The organism is Alphaproteobacteria bacterium (genome assembly GCA_035625915.1).
GTDB lineage: Bacteria > Pseudomonadota > Alphaproteobacteria > JACZXZ01 > JACZXZ01 > DATDHA01.
Map to the genome: position 1 here is coordinate 36,999 of DASPOR010000013.1, position 18,254 is coordinate 55,252.

Sequence of the window (18,254 nt, forward strand, 5' to 3'; positions counted from 1 at the left end):
GCGCCGCGTTAAAGCGCGCCGGCGGCGATCAAGCACCCTTCGCGGCCAAGCCTTCCGGGATACGTGCCGCACCCTCATCGAGGCGGGCGATCGCTTCCGCACTCGACATCACGTCGCCGAAAGCGCGGATGAATGTCGAATAGGTCACGAGATTGTCGAGATCGGTGCGTGCTGCATTGGCGTCCGAGACCATGATGGTCTTGAAGTCAAGAAACGCCGCCTCCCGTGCAGTCGATTCGCAACAGACGTTCGTGACAGTGCCGGCAATCAGCAGCGTGTCGAGTCCATTGTCGCGTAGCAGTCTTTCGAGCCGGCCCTTGCTTCCGCAGAACCCGCTGAAGCGGTTCTTGGACACAATGGCCTCACCCGGCCGAAAATCGAGCAGCGGCCAGATCGCATGACCTTCATGGCCTTCGGTGAGGACATCGCGAAAATGTCCGCCCGTCTCCGGTCCCATCACGTGATCGAACAGGACTTGCCACCGGTCGGCCTCGTCGGGTCCGTAGGTCGATACGACCCATATAATCTTGCCCCCCGTCCGGCGCACCGAATCGGCGAGGCGGTTGATCGCCGGGACCACGTCGCGCGCCGGATCCAATGCGGTCGGCCAACCTTCTTTCAGGAAGGCCGTTTGCATGTCGACGACGACCAATGCCGTGCGTCGGGGGTCGAGCCGGTCATAGCAGTGAAGCCTGCCGCGACGCGCCGTGATGCGTGCGACGAGTTCGGCGGGGAACGGATATCCGGTTATGTCGTTGCCCATTTTCGCCGAATTCTATTCGAAGAACTCGGTGACAAAGTACTTGACCGTTTCGCCGCCGAGGACACGCGGCCGATGGCGGTGGGTGGATCCAGCCGGAATGTGGACAATGTCGCCCGGTCCTGCCTCGACCACGTTATCCGCAAATTCGTAGCGGATGCGGCCGGAGACGATATAGGCCGTGTGACCCGCCTCGCACCAATGGTCGCCATCGTGGCCGGGTTTGCGCTCTTGGTAACGCACGATGAGGCCATCCGGCATGCGCGCTTCCTTGCCGAGAACCCCGGGGGAGAGTGGACGAAGTGGCGCACTGCTTGCGTGAAATACGTATGGACTGTCGGCGGCCGCGACATCGCCCGGCATTGCTTCCTCCCTCGACCATGATGTGCGCGGTGTCATAGCAGGGGTACGGTCCCGCGTACAACCCGAATGAAGGACCGCTCAATCGCACTTGAGCGCGATCGTCTTCCAGGCGGCCGTAACCACGAGGGCAAGGGTTGCGGCGACGAGCAATAGCCGGCCAACGGTAATTGCAACGGCGAGGTTTTCGGAATGGGAACGCGCAAACCTGGAAAACGGAAAAGCTGTTCAAAAAATACGATATTTTTTACATTAGCCGTGATAGATGTTCGGCGGATCGGACGCGTCGCGCCCGGGCTGCGGATCAGGGGATAAACTATTGGTTTCGAACGGCTCGATGAACGGGGCTGGCGCTGTGCGCGGGCTCGGGGCAGCTGTTGCGCGCCTCGGCCTGGCCTCGTTTTTCATCCTTGCGAGCTGCTTTTTTGGGCTTGGCTGGGCGCAATCGGATGGGCCGGCGGCCGCGGATGCGCTCGCGCCAATCATTCAAGCGATGCTTGCCAGCGACTCGCCACCGGCCCTCGATGCTCGGGGCCTGGATATCCCGGCCCTCCGCCGCTTTTACGACGCACGCAACGACGCACCCGCTTGGACGGGAAGTGTCGAGGCGCAGCAGGCGGCAGCACTTCTCCTCGCAGCACTGGATCGGGCGGGCGACGACGGACTGGACCCTGCCGACTATCACGTCTCGGCACTCACAGCGCACGCCGCAGCGGCCGACCCGACGACGACGGCCGAGCGGGAATTGCTATTGACCGACGCGTTTCTCCATTATGCCCACGATATGCGCCTCGGCCGGGCGACGCCGGACGACGTCGATGACGAGATCGCACTGCCCGTCGAGCACTACGATGCGGGGGCGGCCCTCGCCCTCGCGCTCAAGGAGGGTAGCCTCGCGGCGCTTATTGCGGATCTGCCGCCGCATTATGCCGAGTACACGGCGCTCAAGACGGCACTCAAAGCCTATCGCGAGCGCCTCGCCGCGGGGGAATGGCCGCAGGTCCCAGATGGCGACGAGATCAAGTTGGATGGCAACGATCCCCGCCTGCCTGCCCTTCGCAAGCGGTTGGCGCAGGAGGATCCGGCACTCGCCCCGACGCAACAGGCGGCCAGAAAAGGCGATCTCGCCGAGGCGATCAAACGCTTCCAGGCGAGAAACGGCCTCGAGCCGGACGGCCGGGCAGGTACCAGAACCCTTGCCATGCTCAATATCTCGATTACCGAGCGCATCGCACAGATCGTCGCGAACATGGAGCGTTGGCGCTGGATGCCGCGCACGATCGAGAACAGCTACGTCATGGTCAACACCGCGGACGGCACGCTCCGAGTCGTCGAGGATGGGTCGGTTGTCCTGACGTCCAAGGTCGTCGTCGGCGATGAGAAGCATCCGAGCCCGATCCTGCGCGCCGTCGCACGCAGCGTTACGGTCAATCCGCCCTGGAATGTGCCGATGTCCATCGCGGTCAAGGAAATGTTGCCGAAGCTCAAACACGACCCGACATATCTCATGGGCGAGGAAATTGTCGTACTGAACGGACCCGATGGCGATCCCTATGGGGTCAACGTCAACTGGCGCCGATATTCGAAAAATCATTTCCCTTACGTTCTACAGCAGCTTCCAGGGCCCAAGAACGCCCTCGGCCAACTCAAAATAGAGTTGCCGAATAGATTCGACGTCTATTTGCATGACACGCCATCGAAGAAACTCTTCGCACGTGCCCAGCGCGACTTCAGCCACGGCTGCATCCGGGTCGAGGAAGTCATGGGGCTCGCCTCGTTGCTATTGACGGGGAACACGGACGATGCGGTGGAGGATCTCAAGTCGAAAATCGAGGACGGCGCCACATATCACCTCCCCGCCAAGCACCCGCTCCCCGTCTACGTCGTCTATTGGACCGTCGTCACCGACGCGGACGGTGCAATTTCCTTTCGGCCCGACACCTATGGCCGGGATGCGCGCGTGATATCGGCGATCGCCTCGCGTGTTCGGCTTTCGATGCCTGGCCCAGGGCAAGTGTCGCATGGCGTTCGCCAAGGCAACGGTTGAGCGCGTGCCGGCGAGTGTTGGTCATGTGACGAACAGGACGATACCGGTAAGGACGAGCATGCCCGTCCAGACGATGTCGAAATTGATCCAGCGCTTGCGGAGTATATCGACGCCGAGCCGGTCATAGACGACGAGCGCCACGGCACCGGTGACAGCCAGCGTGGCAAGCGTATGTACGCCAACGGCCGCAAGCGAAATCGCCAGCGCACTTTCGTAAAGGCCCATGGAATTTGCGCATAACGGAAGGAGAGCCGGCATCAGCATGAGCCCTGCGCCGTGTGCGCTCGCCATCAGGAAAGACCAGACGAGCAATCCCGAAAGACCGGTCGTCATGCCGATGCGCACGCGATGGCGATGGCCGTAAAGCGCACGATAGAGCGCCCAACCGATCAAGATCGCGCCGGCGACAGGCCGCAGAGCGGATGAATCGATCTCGGCGCCCACCACCACCGCGGCGGCAATCATCAGGATCGACAGCGCGTGGCCGGCCGCGATCGGGATGAGCGAGACTATGACGACTCGGCGGCTTCGGCGATGCAAGCCGAGGGCCACGGCGAAGAGCCAACCCATCGCCGGATTGAGACCGTGGAACGCGCCAAGGCCGACGAGCGCCATCCAAGGCCATATCGTCGTCACGGCCGGGACTTACGTTCAGCCTCGCATCCCGAGGCCAGTTCGCACCTCAGGGATAGCAATAGGAGTCCGAGGAGCAGTCCCCGCCTTCGAGCCGCACTTGGTGCGGCCGATGGCTCTCCGGCCATGCGATGAAGAATTTCGGATCGAAGGCAATCCCGCCATCGGACCCGGCATCGAGCTTCACCATCCAGCCGTCAACGCCTTCCGGATAGAATTGCTCGTCGATCGCGCCGTATAGCGAATTCGTGAAGTAGACCCGGCGACCGTCGCGGCTGATCTCAACCATCTGCGGCCCGCCGTTGAGCTTGCGGCCGGCGGCACCCGGGTGGGTCGACTTCGACACAATGCCGCCAATCTTCACCTTGCCCGAGAGTTTTGGCGAGAAGGGATCGGACACGTCGTACTGACGAAGCTCCCCCGTACCCCAACACGCGACGTAAAGAAAGCGATCGTCCATCGAGAGGTCGATATCAGTGACGAGGGGCGGCACGGCCTTGAAACCCTTGAGCATGGGCGGCAAATCGTCCGCACTCGCGGGCTCCGCGGGAATTTCAGCGACCTTCTTGACCGCCCACTTGTCTCCCTCGCGATGCCATACCCAAATTGACGACGAAAGGTCCTTGAGGCTAACCACGCAATTCACGAATCCGTATGCCTTCGTGGGATCGTGCGCGGGGCGAAGCTCGAAAACCAGTTGGTGCTCCGGGCCGAAATCGATCTCCTGTCGATGCTTGCGCCCATGGAGGTCCCAAAAGTGCAGCTTTCGCCCGTATCGACTGCCAAGAAGGACCTCGGGTACCAGGCCATTCTCGAACGTCGCAGGCAGACCCCATTCGCTCGTGATCAGCGTGTCATGGCCGAGATGCCACCATACGTCGTAGGCGAGCTGCTGAGGTCCGCGGTCGATTTCCCATCGGCCGCGAATGTCGAAACTTTCCTGGTCCATCAGAAAGACCCCGCCGGGCGCCTCCCCTTTCCCATTGGCAAGTGCCGCCACGTAGATTCCTTCGGGTCCACAGTGAATCGTGTGCGGCCGCGTATAGCCCGCTTTGTCGGCGACTTCGTCCGGCTCGAGAACGCGGACGATTTTCGGATTGCGCGGGTCAGCCTTGACATCGAGGATGTGAATGCGGGACGAGCGCAAGCCGGGCACGATTAGGTAGCGTCGCTCCATATGTGCGTGCGGAGCGTTGGGGCAAAGACAGGAGCTGCAGGCATTCCAGCCGAAATGGTGCAATTCGTCCCCGACATTGGGCATCGTCACGTTGCCGACGATGCGCCCGTAGTTTGGCGAGCCTCGATCGACGTCGACGACCGATAGGGCGTCTGGAACCTTTCGCCGAGGATCGAAGCTCGCGACGTATGCCAGGGTTTCCGCCGGCGCCTTCATGGCCGACCGTGGCGAAGGATAAAACGAGGGATCGGGTCTCCAGCTTGTCATGTCCGGATCCTTTCGTTGAGCCTGTTGACGAATCGCCTGCCGGCGTTCTTATGCCGCAACCTCGTCGATCGAGTTATCCGAACCAGGCTTGCAGGGTATGCCGCGGCGAACGCGGAGTCCACAGATGCGCCAAACGGCGTTATGTTTGGGCGTCACGTCGGCGCGCATGGAATACCGATGAGGAATGCGCGATGCGTAAGATCGTTGTCCTTATTGCCATTTTCATGTTTGGACCGCTCGAGGCAGCACTTGCAACCGGAAGTGCCCAGGCAGCACCTTCGATCACTCAGGCCGAGCAATTCGTCCATCGAGTCGGTGACGAAGCACTCGACCTCCTCGCACGCTACAACAACCGACCGAATCCGCAATATCGCGACCGGCTAAAGGCGCTCATCAGCGAGAACTTCGATCTCGAGCGCGGGACGAAATTCGTTCTAGGACGATACTGGGACTCGGCAACTCCCCAGCAGAAGAATCAGCTCGTGGCGTTGCTACCCGCTTACGCGCTCGAAATCGCCACGCGAACTTTCTTCGCATTGCGCGCGCGCGATATTCAGGAATTCACCGTTGTCGGCGCCACACCTTCGGCCGAGACCGACGTTCTTGTCTTGACGCACGTTAGTGTCGGTGGCTCACCACCGCTGAACATCGGATGGCGGGTGCATGAGGCGAACGGCCGGCTCAAGGTCGTCGACGCAACCGTTGAGGGCATTAGCGTCGCGATCACCTTGCGCGACATGGTCGGCGCCGAGGTCGCGCAGAAAGGCATTGCAGGTTTGATCGCGGACGTTAACACGAAGCTGCGCGAATTGAATGCGGCAACCGATTGAGGCGGCCGACGTCATTGGTTGTCTGACCCTCCTTATCGCGCCGTCTCCTGCAAACGAAAGAGAGGAATGCATCGCGTTGGCGAGGCAATGCCGAGTCGCTTCGGATTCGAAACGCGATTTATTGCGAGGACGATCGCAGTGCCGAGAGCCGACCGATTGCGCATGCCGCCCTCTCTTGCCCGCCGTTATCGCGAGGTCCTTCGCCGCGGCGACTCGCGTTTGGCCGATAGGCGGGTCTCGTGTGGCGAATCCGAAATTCGCCACATCTGGGTGCGGGGCTGTCAGCGAATTTCGGATTCAAAGCACAATACTGCGTCGTGTACGACGAATAATTCCGAACTTCTCCAATCGTCATGCCCGGGCTTGACCCGGGCATCCACGTGCTGCCGCCCAATCGCTGAAAGACGTGGATGGCCGGGTCTCGGCCTTCGGCCGGCCCGGCCATGACGTCAAAGGGAACGAACTCTCAGACTTGGCGCAATCACAAGAGGCTGTATCTCGTGTGGTATTCGGATTTGAAGTTCCTAAACGCGGATGCCACCATACTGTTAGGAATTTCAAATCCACCACACTCGTATCGAATTTTCACACGGGAGGCAGCGCGATTTTTGCGCGAGAATTGGCGTAAACGATGAGGCGGAAGTCCGGCTGGAAGATTGCAATTACAGGCGTCGCCGCCTTGGCCGTTTTCGGCGTTTTCGGCATGTGGCTGATTTCGTTCATCGCATTCAATACCCGTGTTCCGCTGCCCGACGACCTCGACCTAACCCCGCCAGCGAAGGATGTTCTGCCAGAGCTTGCCGCATTTGCGGGCGTCTGGGCCGGCGACAGGTGGGATGGCGTATTGCCTCATGCAATGGTCGTCGAAAAAATCGACGCCGACGGCTCCGCCAAGGTCGTCTTTGCTTGGGGTACCGACCGCCGGTCGCAAACGACCCATGAGTGGGTGCGTCTCAATGCCCGCGTGATAAGCGGTCACCTGACCATGACCCTGCCAAATCGCAACGTCGCGGAATACACGATCGCGGCGAACGGCAATTTACTTGGCCGATACACGACCCCGGCCGGATGGCGCGGCTACGTTATTCTTAAGCGCCTTGTAGCGGCCAATCGTGCGGCCCTGATCGAAGAGGCTGGCAAGCGGTCCGAACCGCTTTGGCAGGAGATCGATATTCCCGAGCGCTCCCGCATTGGTGAAGCCGCCGGCGAATCGTTCACACTCCAGACGACAGTCTACCGCGCCGACTATCCTGGCCAGCACCCGCTCATCATTCTTAATCACGGCACGGCCGGCACGTTGAGCACCGACGAAACTTATCGCTACGAGCCGCAGGCGCGCTTCTTTCTGTCACTCGGCTATTCAGTCGCCATCCCAATGCGCAAGGGTCGCGGCGATTCGGGCGGCCCGCTCTTGGAGGGCGAGAGTTTCAAGGGACCGCCTCAGCTCGAGATCGATTCCGGGATCGAGGACATCGACACGGTGGTGGAATACATGAAGGCCCAGCCCTACGTCGATCCCACGCGCATCGTCGTGGCCGGACAACAGCGCGGCGGATTGCTGGCCGCCGTGTACGCCGCCCGATATCCGGAAAAGGTGTCGGGCGTTATAAATTTTTCGGGCGGCTGGTGGCCGGAGACGATCCACGGTGGATCGATCAATACAGAGATGTTCGCCCTCGCCGGCCGCGGCGCCAAGGTTCCGATGCTTTGGCTTTACGCGGAGGGAGATCCTTACTATTCCGAGACGCATATCGAGCGGAACTATGCGGCCTTTCGAGCGGCCGGCGGTCGCGGCCGCCTCGTCATCGTGCCCGATCCGGGTGCGGTCAAGGCCTACGGCAATGACCTCTTCGAGTGGAGTGCGAAGTGGGAAGACGATGTGCTGGATTATTTGAACGGGGACACTCGCCCCGCATGGGATGCCGGCCTGAAGCTCGTCTCTTTCGACGACCCGGTCGATCAGGGTCCGATGGAGGGTGCTGTCTTTTATCCGACCTCGGCACCCGCTGGCACGACCGATGTGGGCATCTGGACTCTCGATGCGCGGTCGGACGTGCCACCCGCAGACGGGCGCTTTCCCTTGATCCTCGTGTCTCACGATTATGGCGGGAACCGGTTCAGTCACAACGATAGTGCGGCTTACCTCGCGCGCCGTGGCTTTATTGTCTTGGCCATTACCCACCCTGGCGACGATGCGCGCGACCGCAGCGGCTGGTGGACCGATCGCGCGCTCATCGGCAGGGAATACGACCTGCGCAAAGCGCTTGATGGAATCCTCTCGGATGCTGCGTTCGGCCCCCACATCGATACGGGCCGGATCGGCGTGGTCGGCCATGGTCTCGGCGGCGATACCGCGCTCATTCTTGCTGGAGCAAAGCCCGATTTCGATCGTCTCAGGAGCTTTTGCCGCGATCCGTCCGCAGTCGATGCAACATGCGCTGCGGAACGAGGGCCGCTCGCGGTCCGTCCTGGGCTCAGCGTGTTCCACGATCCTCGCGTCAAGGCGGCGTTTATCATGGCGCCTTATCCTGCCTATTTGTTCGACCGCGATGGCCTGGCCGCGGTGACGATACCGGTTCACATCGAAGAGCCGACCGCCGATCAATATTCAAAGCCCTCCTCCGACGAGAATCGACTTCGCAATCTTCTTCCAAAGTCACCGGAATACGTCCGACTCGCCGACGCCGGACACGACATTTTCGTGGCCCCTTGCCCAGAATTGCTCAGCGCCGGCGCTCCGGAAATCTGCGTCGATGCGCCGGGACTCGACCGGGTGGCTCTCCATCTGCAAATCAATGCCGACATGGCTGGCTTTTTTCGGAGGGCGCTGGGGGTGCTGTAGGAAAGACTGCAATCCACGAATTCGACAGGGTCGAGGGTCCCGAGACTGCCATCGGAAAACGCAAAAAATCGACTCGGGCCGGCTCGACGATGGCGACTCGGCCGCGAGTATCTCAAAGTTTAGAATTACTTGAAAAGAGCCAAATTTGCTCGCATGCTCTAATGCGTTGATTTTATGGATATATCACAACCATACCGTTCGCAATTAAGCATATTTTCTTGATTTTCGTTCCACGGTTCTGTTAAGAGAGTCTCAATCAATACTGATCATAACAATAAATGTGGGGGCAGATCCGATGTGGGAGCCGACCAATCCAGGCCGACGGAGATTCGTGTGCGCGGGCGTTGCAGCGGTTTTCAGCGCTGTCGCCGCACCTGCATTCGCCGCGATACCGCGCCATCAAGTCAGGACTGTGAGCTTCGATAACCTTCATACCGGTGAGCGGCTCAAGGTCGATTATTGGGTCAACGGCCGCTACCTGCCTGATGCGATGGGTGCGGTCGAACAGGTTCTGCGCGATCATCGCACCAATGAAGTTCATGCCATCGACCCGCAACTTCTCGATTTGCTCGATGCGTTGAGCCGTCGGCTTTACACCCGCGTTCCCTATCAAGTGATCTCTGGATACCGTTCTCCCGCGACGAACGCGATGCTGCGTGCACAGAGCGATGGGGTCGCCGCCCAAAGCCTCCATATGGAGGGCATGGCGATCGACATTCGCGTCCCCGGCCGTACGCTTCGTGCAGTCCACAAGGCTGCTTTGCAGCTCGAACGCGGCGGCGTCGGCTACTATCCCCGTTCCGATTTCGTGCATGTCGATGTCGGACGCGTTCGCCGCTGGTAGCACTCGCGTGAGTCCGAAGCGATAGCCCTACGGCGCATCGACGTCCTCATCGACCCGCCTCATGCCGCACGCGGCTGTTTTCACGCAAATTCTATCGTGGGCTTTCGCTTCCCCGTTGGCACGGGTGTACGCGGCTTGCCCTAAGTTCGACGTCCACCTCGCGCGCGACGGCGTGCGCAAAGTCTATTTCGGATTTTGACAGGTTTCACCGGCGTCACGTTCCGGTCATCGCACCTAACGACTAACGCATCGCCGTCGACCCTCAAAGAGTGACGGGCCATCGTTCCCCAACGACGGCCCGTCAGCCCTTAGGCGACCCGCCCTCCCAAAAGGAGGGGTCGCACAATGGGTCGCTTTCGAGCAAGACAAGCTCCCCCGCGGCGAGCTGTGGTTATCAACTCCTGCGCGTAGCGACCAATTTTCCTACAATCAATCCTCAACGTCCGTTTCTGTCAACCCATCTAATTTTCCAATTCCTAATATCACTTTTCGGTGACGAATTGCCAGGGCTACGAACAAAATGTATACAATCAGACAATGGCATGCGCGGGTAAATCGGCGGGGCGGGGCGTCCTAAGTATCTTAAAAGTAATAAGTAAGTGACTTACAAGCAACTTACAGAGAATTTTGATCACAATTATGTGTTGTATGGAAAAAATATGAATACGTCGGGGTTGAATCTCGTTCGGACACGCAGCCTCGCAGACCAGGTCGCCGACTCGATCGTTGACGGCATTGCTACGGGCAAGCTCAACCCTGGCCAGCGCATCGTCGAGGCCGACCTGAGCAGCCAGCTCGAGGTTAGTCGGATACCGGTGCGCGAGGCGATCAAGACGCTCGTAGCGCAAGGCATCTTGGAGGTAAGCCATCACCGCGGTGCTCGCGTCATTGCCGTCGACGGGATTTGGGTCGGGCGGACGCGTGAGATCCGCGCCGCGCTCGAAAAGCTTGCCGCACGCGATGCGCGCCGGGCGTACGCCGCCGATCCCGAAACGTTGGCGCCACTCGATGCCGTCATCGAAAGAATGGCGCGCGCCGCCCGTGAGGGAGATCGACTCGCAGTCGACAGGGCTGACATCGACTTTCACCGAGAGCTTTGCCGCGCATCGGGCAACGATGTCGTGACGATCCAGTGGAATGCGCTTGCAAGACACGCGTTCATCATTCTCGCGCGGGAAAAGCTGGCCGACGGGGATCTCCACGAAGTCGTCGATGTTCATCGCAAACTGCGCACGGCGATCGCACTCAGCGACGAGCCCTTGGACAAGATCGTCGATCGGCATATTCTCGATCGCGACCACATGGCTTTGCGCGGATAAATATCTCGTCTCCACGAACCTTCCCCAACCGGTCGACCGAAGGAGTGCCGATCCCGTGACAAATCCCGAACGCTTTTCCCTTGCCGGCAAGACCGCCCTCGTGATCGGAGGCTCGAGCGGTATCGGTCGCGAAATCGCACTCGGATTTCAGGAGGCCGGTGCTCATGTCGCGGTGGTCGGCAAGACGCCCGCCAAGGTCGATGCCGTGGCGAGGATTTTGAAGGCGAAAGACTCGCGCGCGACGGGCTATGCCGCCGACGTGACCGATCTCGGCCGGCTCAAGTCGATCGTCGACGAGGTCGCCGAGCGCTTCGGCAGGCTCGACACCGTCGTCAATTCCCAGGGCACCACCGTTATCAAGCCTTCCGAGGAATTCACGCCGGAGGATTACGATCTCATCTTGGGAACCAACCTCAGAAGCGTCTTTTTCGCGTGCGTCGAGGCCGGCCGGCATATGCTGGCGCGAGGCGAGGGATCGATCATAAATATCGGCTCGATCGCCTCGCTCGTCGGCCTGCAGAAGGCCGCACCCTATACGACCAGCAAGCATGGCGTGCTCGGCCTGACCAAGGCGCTTGGTGCCGAGTGGGCGCCGCGCGGCGTTCGCGTGAACGCGATAGCACCCGGTTACTTTCTGACCGATCTGACGCGCGAGAGGATGAGCGCCGAACGAAGGGCGCTCGCGACCCGGCGCACGCCCATGGGTCGCTTCGGCGAGTTGAGCGAACTCGTCGGCGCCGCCATCTTCCTCGCCTCGCCATCGGCAAGTTACATCACGGGCGAAATTTTGCGCGTGGATGGCGGCTTCCTTGCTGCGGGCCTCTCCTGAGGGTACCGGCAGCGCTCATACTGCGGAAAATGTTCCTCGTGTGGCTTTGCCGTCGTTTTCGCCAAGCTTATGCGCCAAGGATCGCGCCCGCCGCAATGCCGGCCTCGTTCGCGGCGATTTTTTTACCGTCCTCGAAGCGGCAGCGCAGCACCTCGATGAAGCCGCCCTGGCCGTGGATCGTGATGCTCGCCGCACCGGTTGCCGAAACCTCCCCGATTTTCTTGCCCCGCACTTCGCCGAAGGTGCGTACAACGACCTTTTTGGCGTCGTAAAGGTAAAGTTTTCTGCCGGCGAGCGTGGTCCACGCGCCGGGCTGGGGATTGCAGCCGCGGATGAGGTTGTAGGTCTGATCGATCGGCGATGCCCAGTTGATTCTTGCCTCCGCCTCGCGCACCCAACCTTCGTAGGTGGCCTTCCTCTCATCCTGCGGAACGGGGTTCGCCTTTCCCGCCACCACGAGATCGGCGGCCTCGACAATTGCCTTCACGCCGAGTGGAAAGAGCTTGTCGAAATAGATCGAGCCGAGTGTGTCGTCGGGGCCGATCGTCACCTCTTTCTGGAGCAGGATCGGACCTTCGTCGAGACCGTCCGTCGGACGAAAGATCGTCAATCCCGTCTTGGTGAAGCCCTTGATGATCGGCCAATTGATTGAGGATGGCCCGCGATGGAGCGGCAGCAACGACGGATGATACTGGATGGTCCCGTGCTTTGGGATCTCGCAAAAGGTCCGGGGCACGAAGGATAGCACATAGGCCATGATGCCGATATCGGCCTCGAGGCCACGGAGTGCGTCGTGGGCGGCACGCTCGGCGAATTTTGCGATTTGCAGGACATTGAGCCCCTTCGCCTCGGCGGCAGCCCGCAGCGGGTCCGGTCGGGCGCCCGGCTTTTCGGGGGCCACGAAAACGCCGGCCACTTCGTCGCCACGGGCAAGAAACGCCTCGAGGACTGCCTTGCCGAAATCCTGCTGGCCAATAAGCGCAATGCGCATGCCGCCTCCCCTCGTGATTAGTGCCGATTTTTTCGGATCGGAGATTAGGCAGGAGCATGCTTGAAGGCAAAGCAAAATCGTCGACACTTCGGCTCAGTAACATCCTCGTGCGCGGGCCAAGTCCCGATTGCGCGGGCAAATCTTTTGGTCGATCCTGCCGGCAACGGGCGACCTGATCGCGCGCCCGTTCGATCCCGCAGAGGACGCATGGCGAGCTTCAGCTTCAAGGTCAATGGCAGCGCGTGGACAGTCGAAGCCTGGGACCCGGATGAGCCCCTTCTCTACGCTCTGCGAAATCAGATTGGCCTGAAAGGACCCAAGTTCGGCTGTGGCCTCGGCCAATGCGGCGCATGCACCGTGTTGATCGACGGCGAAGCCGCACGGTCGTGCTCGGTCACCGTAAGCGACACGGTTGGGAAGTCGGTCATCACGCTCGAGGGTCTCGGCACGCCCGAAAAACCGCACCCCGTCCAGGCCGCGTTTATCGAGGAACAGGCGGCGCAATGCGGGTACTGCACGAACGGAATGATCATGACGGCGAAAGCGCTGCTCGACCGTACCCCCAATCCGAGTCTCGACCAGGTGAAAGACGGTCTTGCCAGCAATCTCTGCCGCTGCGGCACGCATACGCGCATCCTGCGTGCGGTGATGCGCGCAGCAAAGACATAGGAGCGGCGTCCATGGATTCATTCCACGAACGGATGCTCGCGCGCCGCGATCTCCTCAAGGCGGGTGGTGCTCTCGTCGTCTCAGTCGGCCTTGCCGGCTCGCCCCTGAAGCGGGCCTTCACGCAAACCGTTGCCGGTGCCGAGATAGATATCGGCAAGCCTTTGGCGCCCGATGAGGTCGACAGCTTTCTCGCGATCGATGGTAATGGCGGCGTTACGATCTTCACCGGCAAGGTCGATCTCGGCACGGGATTGCGGGTGGCGGTGCGTCAGATGGTCGCGGAAGAGCTCGACATTCCGATGGCGCGCATCGCACTTGTCGAAGGGGATACGGCTCTCACGCCGGATCAGGGCCCGACCGCCGGGAGTACCGGCATCACGCGGGGTGCGGTTCCAATCCGCCAAGCGGCGGCAACAGCGCGTCAGGCGCTCCTCCGGCTCGCCGCGGAAACACTGGGGCGCTCGGTGAGCGATCTTGTCATCGAAGACGGCGAGGTACGTACACGCGACGCAGGCGCCAAGGTCGATTTCGGCAAGCTCGTTGGCGGCAAGCGGCTCTCGCTCAAGGTCGACCCCAAGGCCCCGCTCAAGGATCCGGCCGGCTACAAGGTCGTCGGCAAACCGGTGCCGCGTCCTGACATGCCGGCGAAGTGCACCGGAACGCACATCTATGTTCACGATTTTCGGCTTCCCGGGATGCTTCATGGCCGGGCCATTCGTCCGCCGGCGATCGGCGCCAAGCTTCTCGCCATAGAGGAGTCGTCGATTGAGACGATCCCTGGCGTACGCGTCGTTCGAATCCAGGACTTTCTGGGCGTTGTCGCCGAAGACGAGTGGGCGGCGATCCGTGCCTCCCGTGCTTTGAAGGCGACCTGGAGCGAATGGCGAGGCCTGCCCGGAAATGGGGATCTCGCGCGGGTCGTGCGCGAGTCGCCCGTTGAGGAAGACGAAGTGGTTGCGGAGCACGGATCCGCGAATGCGACAGTGCCCGGCGCCGCGAGGCGCTTCAATGCTACGTATTTTTGGCCGACGCAGACTCACGGGTCGATCGGGCCGTCCTGTGCTGTCGCCGATGTCCGCGCGGATGGCGTCACCGTGTGGACAGCGTCGCAAGCCACGCACAAATACCGCACCGCCTTCGCCAAGATGCTCGACATGCCCGAGGAGAAGGTCAGGCTCATTTATCTGGACGGCGCGGGCTGTTACGGCATGAACGGCCATGACGACGCGGCGGCGGACGCGATCCTGCTGTCCAAATCCGTGGGGCGGCCGGTGCGCGTGCAGTGGATGCGCGAGGACGAGCATGGCTGGGACCCCAAGGGACCGCCGCAGCTTCTCGACCTCAGCACCGCACTCAGCGCCGACGGCGACATTGTCGAGTGGCAGACCGAGATGTGGCTGCCCGCCGCGACCAAGGGCTTGCCGAATATTCCGCTCATTGCCCCCGAGGCGGCGGGCCTTCGGCAACCGCTTGGACGCGCCGCGGGGCTGCTTTCCCAAAATGGCGACCCACCTTACGCGGCGTCGAGCGTTCGGGTGGTCGCTCACTGGCTCAAGGACACACCCCTTCGCCCTTCCAACATTCGAGCGCCTGGCAAGGTCGCCAACACCTTCGCGGTCGAAGGCTTCACCGATGAACTTGCGGCGGCAGCCAAGGCTGACCCGCTCGAATTTCGCCTGCGCAGGCTGAGCGAGCCGCGCGGGATCGAGGTCTTGAAGCGCGTTGCGGAGATGTTCGCGTGGAAAGCGCGTCCCTCACCCAATCCCAATGCAATGCAGGGCGGCGTTGCAGTCGGGCGCGGCATCGCCTACATCCATTACAAGCACGCCGAAAATTTCGTCGCGATGGCCATGGAGGTCGACGTCGATCGCGCGTCGGGTGAGGTGCGTGTTCAGCGCGTTGCGTGCGCCCACGATTGCGGCCTCGTCATCAACCCGGATGCCGTCAGGAACCAGGTCGAGGGCGCCATCGTGCAGACATTGAGCCGCACCCTGCACGAAGAGGTCACCTTCGACGATGCCCGGGTGACGAGTGTTGATTGGTCGAGCTATCCGATCCTCACCATGCCAGAGGTGCCGCAAATCGACCTACAGCTGATCGACCGCCCAAATCTACCCCCGATGGGAGCCGGCGAGGCGGCGGCGACGCCGGTGCCGGCGGCACTCGCGAACGCGATCTTCGATGCGACCGGCGCGCGCTTGAGAACAGCACCCTTCACGGCCGAACGCGTCAAGGCGGCAATCGTCGGACATTGAGGCTTCATTTGATATCGCTTGCAAGGCTCCACCAAGACGAACGCGCACCATCGATTGACGCGCGCCGGAAATCGGATTTCACAGCAATCAAATTGGCGCTTCTCGCGATCAGCTTCATCCTGTCCGCGACGGCGGCCGGCCGAAGTGCGGAGCAGGCGAGTGCCGCGGATGTCGAGCGGATGACGAGGCTCGCGGCCGCGGACGAGATAGCGTCTTACAACCAGCTCGGCGTGCTCGAATATTGCAAATCTCTCGGCCATATCGACGACCACGCCATCGAGAACCAGAACCGGCTGATCGCGTTTTCCTATGGTCAGGACAGCAAAGTGGCGGCGGACGACAAGGCATTGGCCGAGCGCGTCGGTCGCTCGGGAATCGCCATCGTCGGTGAAGCGCCGAGCTATGGGGCCGAGTCCCTCGCCGATATCGCCGCGAAGGATCGCGGAACCGTTGCCGCGGTCTGCCAGAGCATGGCGAAGACCGTCGATCAGAGTGCCGCGTTCATTTTCAGATAGGCGCCTCGCGCGCCGTAGGGGGTTTCGTCCCTAATCGCGCCACGCGGGCGGCAGCGGGTCCGCAGGTGCCAGCGTTACCTGCCCTTTTGGGCAGGCGATGCGCGCCGAGATCGAAATGCGCCCGCTGGCATTGAGCTCGGCGTCAATCTCGAATGCATCGAATATCCGCAAAACCTCCTCGGTCCTCGGGTGGGAGATCGAGAGGCCGTTCAAGTCGCACGCAGCGTCGTTGCCCATCGACGGGTGGTGGCTGTCAAGCCAATCGATGAAGAAAGGAATCACGGGTCCGAGCCCGTGGCGCGAGAGGCGCAGGACGTTCCAGCGCAAAACTTCGCCCCCGACCGTCTTGCGCGACATCGTAAGAACACCGCTCGTCCGGATGCCGAGCAGGCGCGCCTTGGGTAGCAGGCGATCGAGGTCGCGCACGCCGACCGCCCAGGTGACGAGGCCGGGTCGTTCGAGCTGTCCCATCCACGTCGCCGGGGTGTCCAGCGCATTTTGTCGCGGGTCGGGTGCAATGATTTCGAGATAGCACTGCCCACCGAGCGAGACGAGAGCGTTGCGCGTCCCGCCGCCAGGATGAACGCCACCTTGCAGCGGAACGACGCCGAGCATGTGTTCGATCGCCGCCATGCCGTCGTCCAGATCGGCGGCTGCCCAAACAAGATGGTCGATCGGGTTCATTTCGATCAGCCTCGGCCTTAGCGCCACACCACCAACAACGACGTTATCGTAACGCTCGATTCGCACGAATGCGAACGGGGAGGATCGGCGGTCGCCTCACCGAACGCCCCGCGAAAAATTGAAATCATCAGATAAGGTGCCTGCGCGCCCCTCATCGGCTGCCTTATCGATCTCAACCGGATGCCGGCTCTGCTTGCCGCGAGTTCATGGCGAGCTGGTCCGAATAACGTCCGCGGAGTTCGATGGGGCCCACATGAGAGACGTACTCCGTGACGAGGCACGGGATGGGCTTTCCGTTCGTCTTGAGCCATCGTGCGCAGAAGGAACGGTCTTCGCCGATCTGGCGACCGCCTTCGAAGATGTAGTCGAAGAAGCCGTAATAATTCGGCGGAAACTCGCCAGCCAGGTACTTCGGGGCGGCATTGCTTTGGACGATCGTCTCGAGTGCGCGCCGAGCGATAAGGAACAGCGCGGCGCCGACACTGCGTGCGTTCAAGAATCCGTTCTCGATCACGATCCTATTGTCCGTAATGACGGGATCGATGTTGTACTTGAACAGCTCGCTGAGCATCGCGCCGACCGTCTTGTCGGCGACGGCTTTCCGCTGGAATGGCATTTCGCGATAGGGGCAACCGCAGCCGACGACGGGCTCGTCCCTGGCGAGCATCGCGGATACGACGGAGGGATGGAAACCGATATCCGTGTCGAGGAACAGGAGATGGGAGCAGGATCGGTCCGACAGGAAATCGGCGCAGATAAGATTGCGCGCAACGTGGACAAGTGTGCGGGCCTTCAAATTGAGGGTGTATTCGATGCCTTTCGCACGCAGGCTTTCGACGAGGGCGAGCACCGACGTCATGTATTCCTTGCGCACGCTGCCGTCGTAGGACGGCGACCCAATCATGATTTTCATCCCTCGGCCTCATGCAAGCACGCCGCGAAATATGCAGCGTGCGCTTGGCCGCGAGGATAGGAGATTTTGACGCGCGCGAAAATGACGCGCTTGTCGTGCCGGCTATTCGGCGGTGAACGAGAAGATGACGGGAGGAAATATGCAGCTGACATAGAAGGACGTGACGGGATTTGTGTTTGGGTAAAGAGGTATGCGTTTGGAGGGCCTGGCGGCGACCTACTCTCCCGCGTCTTGAGACGGAGTACCATCGGCGCAGAGGGTTTTCACGGCCGAGTTCGGAATGGGATCGGGTGTTCACCCCTCGCTATGGCCACCAGGC

General features: G+C 61.3%; 16 protein-coding genes and 1 rRNA gene. 9 read left to right on the forward strand and 8 right to left on the reverse strand.

Annotated features, from left to right (window positions below; translation table 11 throughout):
• Window positions 1–28 precede the first annotated feature (28 nt).
• Together VEJ16_01395 and VEJ16_01400 are read right to left on the reverse strand one after the other, a co-directional pair.
• Window positions 29–763, reverse strand: coding sequence for an isochorismatase family cysteine hydrolase (locus VEJ16_01395; GenBank protein HYB08307.1), 735 nt, complete (start codon window positions 761–763; stop codon window positions 29–31).
• Between the two features lie 12 nt (window positions 764–775).
• On the reverse strand, window positions 776–1,123 hold the full coding sequence (locus VEJ16_01400; GenBank protein ID HYB08308.1) for a cupin domain-containing protein: 348 nt from the start codon (window positions 1,121–1,123) through the stop codon (window positions 776–778).
• Window positions 1,124–1,457: 334 nt separating this feature from the next.
• Here VEJ16_01400 and VEJ16_01405 point away from each other — a divergent pair, with 334 nt between their 5' ends.
• Entirely contained in the window at window positions 1,458–3,167 is a 1,710-nt protein-coding gene (locus VEJ16_01405; GenBank protein HYB08309.1) for a L,D-transpeptidase family protein, read from the forward strand.
• A gap of 21 nt (window positions 3,168–3,188) precedes the next feature.
• Here the strand turns inward: VEJ16_01405 and VEJ16_01410 are convergent, their stop codons facing one another.
• Window positions 3,189–3,782 carry a hypothetical protein gene (locus tag VEJ16_01410; GenBank protein ID HYB08310.1) on the reverse strand — a complete coding sequence of 198 codons (594 nt, stop codon included), beginning with the start codon at window positions 3,780–3,782 and terminating at the stop codon, window positions 3,189–3,191.
• Window positions 3,783–3,849: 67 nt separating this feature from the next.
• On the reverse strand, window positions 3,850–5,244 hold the full coding sequence (locus tag VEJ16_01415; protein ID HYB08311.1) for a selenium-binding family protein: 1,395 nt from the start codon (window positions 5,242–5,244) through the stop codon (window positions 3,850–3,852).
• Between the two features lie 191 nt (window positions 5,245–5,435).
• Here VEJ16_01415 and VEJ16_01420 point away from each other — a divergent pair, with 191 nt between their 5' ends.
• The 5 genes from VEJ16_01420 (at window position 5,436) to VEJ16_01440 (ending at window position 11,908) form a co-directional block, all read left to right on the forward strand.
• Window positions 5,436–6,074: an ABC transporter substrate-binding protein gene (locus tag VEJ16_01420; GenBank protein ID HYB08312.1), complete on the forward strand. Its 639-nt coding sequence runs from the start codon at window positions 5,436–5,438 to the stop codon at window positions 6,072–6,074.
• Window positions 6,075–6,705: 631 nt separating this feature from the next.
• Window positions 6,706–8,916 (forward strand): dienelactone hydrolase family protein, encoded by a 2,211-nt coding sequence (locus tag VEJ16_01425; GenBank protein HYB08313.1) that lies wholly within the window; start codon window positions 6,706–6,708, stop codon window positions 8,914–8,916.
• Between the two features lie 295 nt (window positions 8,917–9,211).
• Window positions 9,212–9,760, forward strand: a complete 549-nt coding sequence (locus tag VEJ16_01430; GenBank protein ID HYB08314.1) for a DUF882 domain-containing protein — start codon at window positions 9,212–9,214, stop codon at window positions 9,758–9,760.
• 659 nt (window positions 9,761–10,419) lie between these two features.
• A complete protein-coding gene (locus VEJ16_01435) occupies window positions 10,420–11,079 on the forward strand; it encodes a GntR family transcriptional regulator (GenBank protein HYB08315.1) in 660 nt (219 codons plus the stop codon).
• A gap of 55 nt (window positions 11,080–11,134) precedes the next feature.
• Window positions 11,135–11,908, forward strand: a complete 774-nt coding sequence (locus VEJ16_01440) for an SDR family oxidoreductase (GenBank protein HYB08316.1) — start codon at window positions 11,135–11,137, stop codon at window positions 11,906–11,908.
• A 67-nt stretch (window positions 11,909–11,975) separates the two neighbouring features.
• On the opposite strand, the gene VEJ16_01445 is transcribed toward VEJ16_01440, so the two are convergent.
• Window positions 11,976–12,899: a methionyl-tRNA formyltransferase gene (locus VEJ16_01445; GenBank protein ID HYB08317.1), complete on the reverse strand. Its 924-nt coding sequence runs from the start codon at window positions 12,897–12,899 to the stop codon at window positions 11,976–11,978.
• A 207-nt stretch (window positions 12,900–13,106) separates the two neighbouring features.
• On the opposite strand from VEJ16_01445, the gene VEJ16_01450 reads away from it, so the two are divergent.
• The 3 genes from VEJ16_01450 to VEJ16_01460 are packed head-to-tail and all read left to right on the forward strand — an operon-like array spanning window position 13,107 to window position 16,338.
• Entirely contained in the window at window positions 13,107–13,568 is a 462-nt protein-coding gene (locus VEJ16_01450) for a (2Fe-2S)-binding protein (GenBank protein HYB08318.1), read from the forward strand.
• 11 nt (window positions 13,569–13,579) lie between these two features.
• Complete coding sequence (locus tag VEJ16_01455) at window positions 13,580–15,823, forward strand: molybdopterin cofactor-binding domain-containing protein (protein ID HYB08319.1); 2,244 nt, start codon at window positions 13,580–13,582, stop codon at window positions 15,821–15,823.
• Window positions 15,824–15,831: 8 nt separating this feature from the next.
• Window positions 15,832–16,338 carry a hypothetical protein gene (locus tag VEJ16_01460; GenBank protein ID HYB08320.1) on the forward strand — a complete coding sequence of 169 codons (507 nt, stop codon included), beginning with the start codon at window positions 15,832–15,834 and terminating at the stop codon, window positions 16,336–16,338.
• Between the two features lie 30 nt (window positions 16,339–16,368).
• Here the strand turns inward: VEJ16_01460 and VEJ16_01465 are convergent, their stop codons facing one another.
• The 3 genes from VEJ16_01465 to rrf all read right to left on the reverse strand — a co-directional run bounded on the left by VEJ16_01465 (window position 16,369) and on the right by rrf (window position 18,253).
• Window positions 16,369–17,022 (reverse strand): VOC family protein, encoded by a 654-nt coding sequence (locus VEJ16_01465; protein HYB08321.1) that lies wholly within the window; start codon window positions 17,020–17,022, stop codon window positions 16,369–16,371.
• Between the two features lie 172 nt (window positions 17,023–17,194).
• Entirely contained in the window at window positions 17,195–17,926 is a 732-nt protein-coding gene (locus VEJ16_01470; protein HYB08322.1) for a hypothetical protein, read from the reverse strand.
• Window positions 17,927–18,138: 212 nt separating this feature from the next.
• Window positions 18,139–18,253: ribosomal RNA gene (gene rrf, locus VEJ16_01475) — 5S ribosomal RNA — on the reverse strand.
• Window position 18,254 lies beyond the last annotated feature (1 nt).

Coding starts and splice junctions, on each gene's coding strand:
- VEJ16_01395 (HYB08307.1), bottom strand. CDS start 763: ATGGGCAACGACATAACCGGATATCCGTTCCCCGCCGAACTCGTCGCA.
- VEJ16_01455 (HYB08319.1), top strand. CDS start 13,580: ATGGATTCATTCCACGAACGGATGCTCGCGCGCCGCGATCTCCTCAAG.
- VEJ16_01425 (HYB08313.1), top strand. CDS start 6,706: ATGAGGCGGAAGTCCGGCTGGAAGATTGCAATTACAGGCGTCGCCGCC.
- VEJ16_01400 (HYB08308.1), bottom strand. CDS start 1,123: ATGCCGGGCGATGTCGCGGCCGCCGACAGTCCATACGTATTTCACGCA.
- VEJ16_01435 (HYB08315.1), top strand. CDS start 10,420: ATGAATACGTCGGGGTTGAATCTCGTTCGGACACGCAGCCTCGCAGAC.
- VEJ16_01420 (HYB08312.1), top strand. CDS start 5,436: ATGCGTAAGATCGTTGTCCTTATTGCCATTTTCATGTTTGGACCGCTC.
- VEJ16_01465 (HYB08321.1), bottom strand. CDS start 17,022: ATGAACCCGATCGACCATCTTGTTTGGGCAGCCGCCGATCTGGACGAC.
- VEJ16_01430 (HYB08314.1), top strand. CDS start 9,212: ATGTGGGAGCCGACCAATCCAGGCCGACGGAGATTCGTGTGCGCGGGC.
- VEJ16_01405 (HYB08309.1), top strand. CDS start 1,458: ATGAACGGGGCTGGCGCTGTGCGCGGGCTCGGGGCAGCTGTTGCGCGC.
- VEJ16_01415 (HYB08311.1), bottom strand. CDS start 5,244: ATGACAAGCTGGAGACCCGATCCCTCGTTTTATCCTTCGCCACGGTCG.
- VEJ16_01445 (HYB08317.1), bottom strand. CDS start 12,899: ATGCGCATTGCGCTTATTGGCCAGCAGGATTTCGGCAAGGCAGTCCTC.
- VEJ16_01410 (HYB08310.1), bottom strand. CDS start 3,782: ATGGCGCTCGTCGGCCTTGGCGCGTTCCACGGTCTCAATCCGGCGATG.
- VEJ16_01450 (HYB08318.1), top strand. CDS start 13,107: ATGGCGAGCTTCAGCTTCAAGGTCAATGGCAGCGCGTGGACAGTCGAA.
- VEJ16_01470 (HYB08322.1), bottom strand. CDS start 17,926: ATGATTGGGTCGCCGTCCTACGACGGCAGCGTGCGCAAGGAATACATG.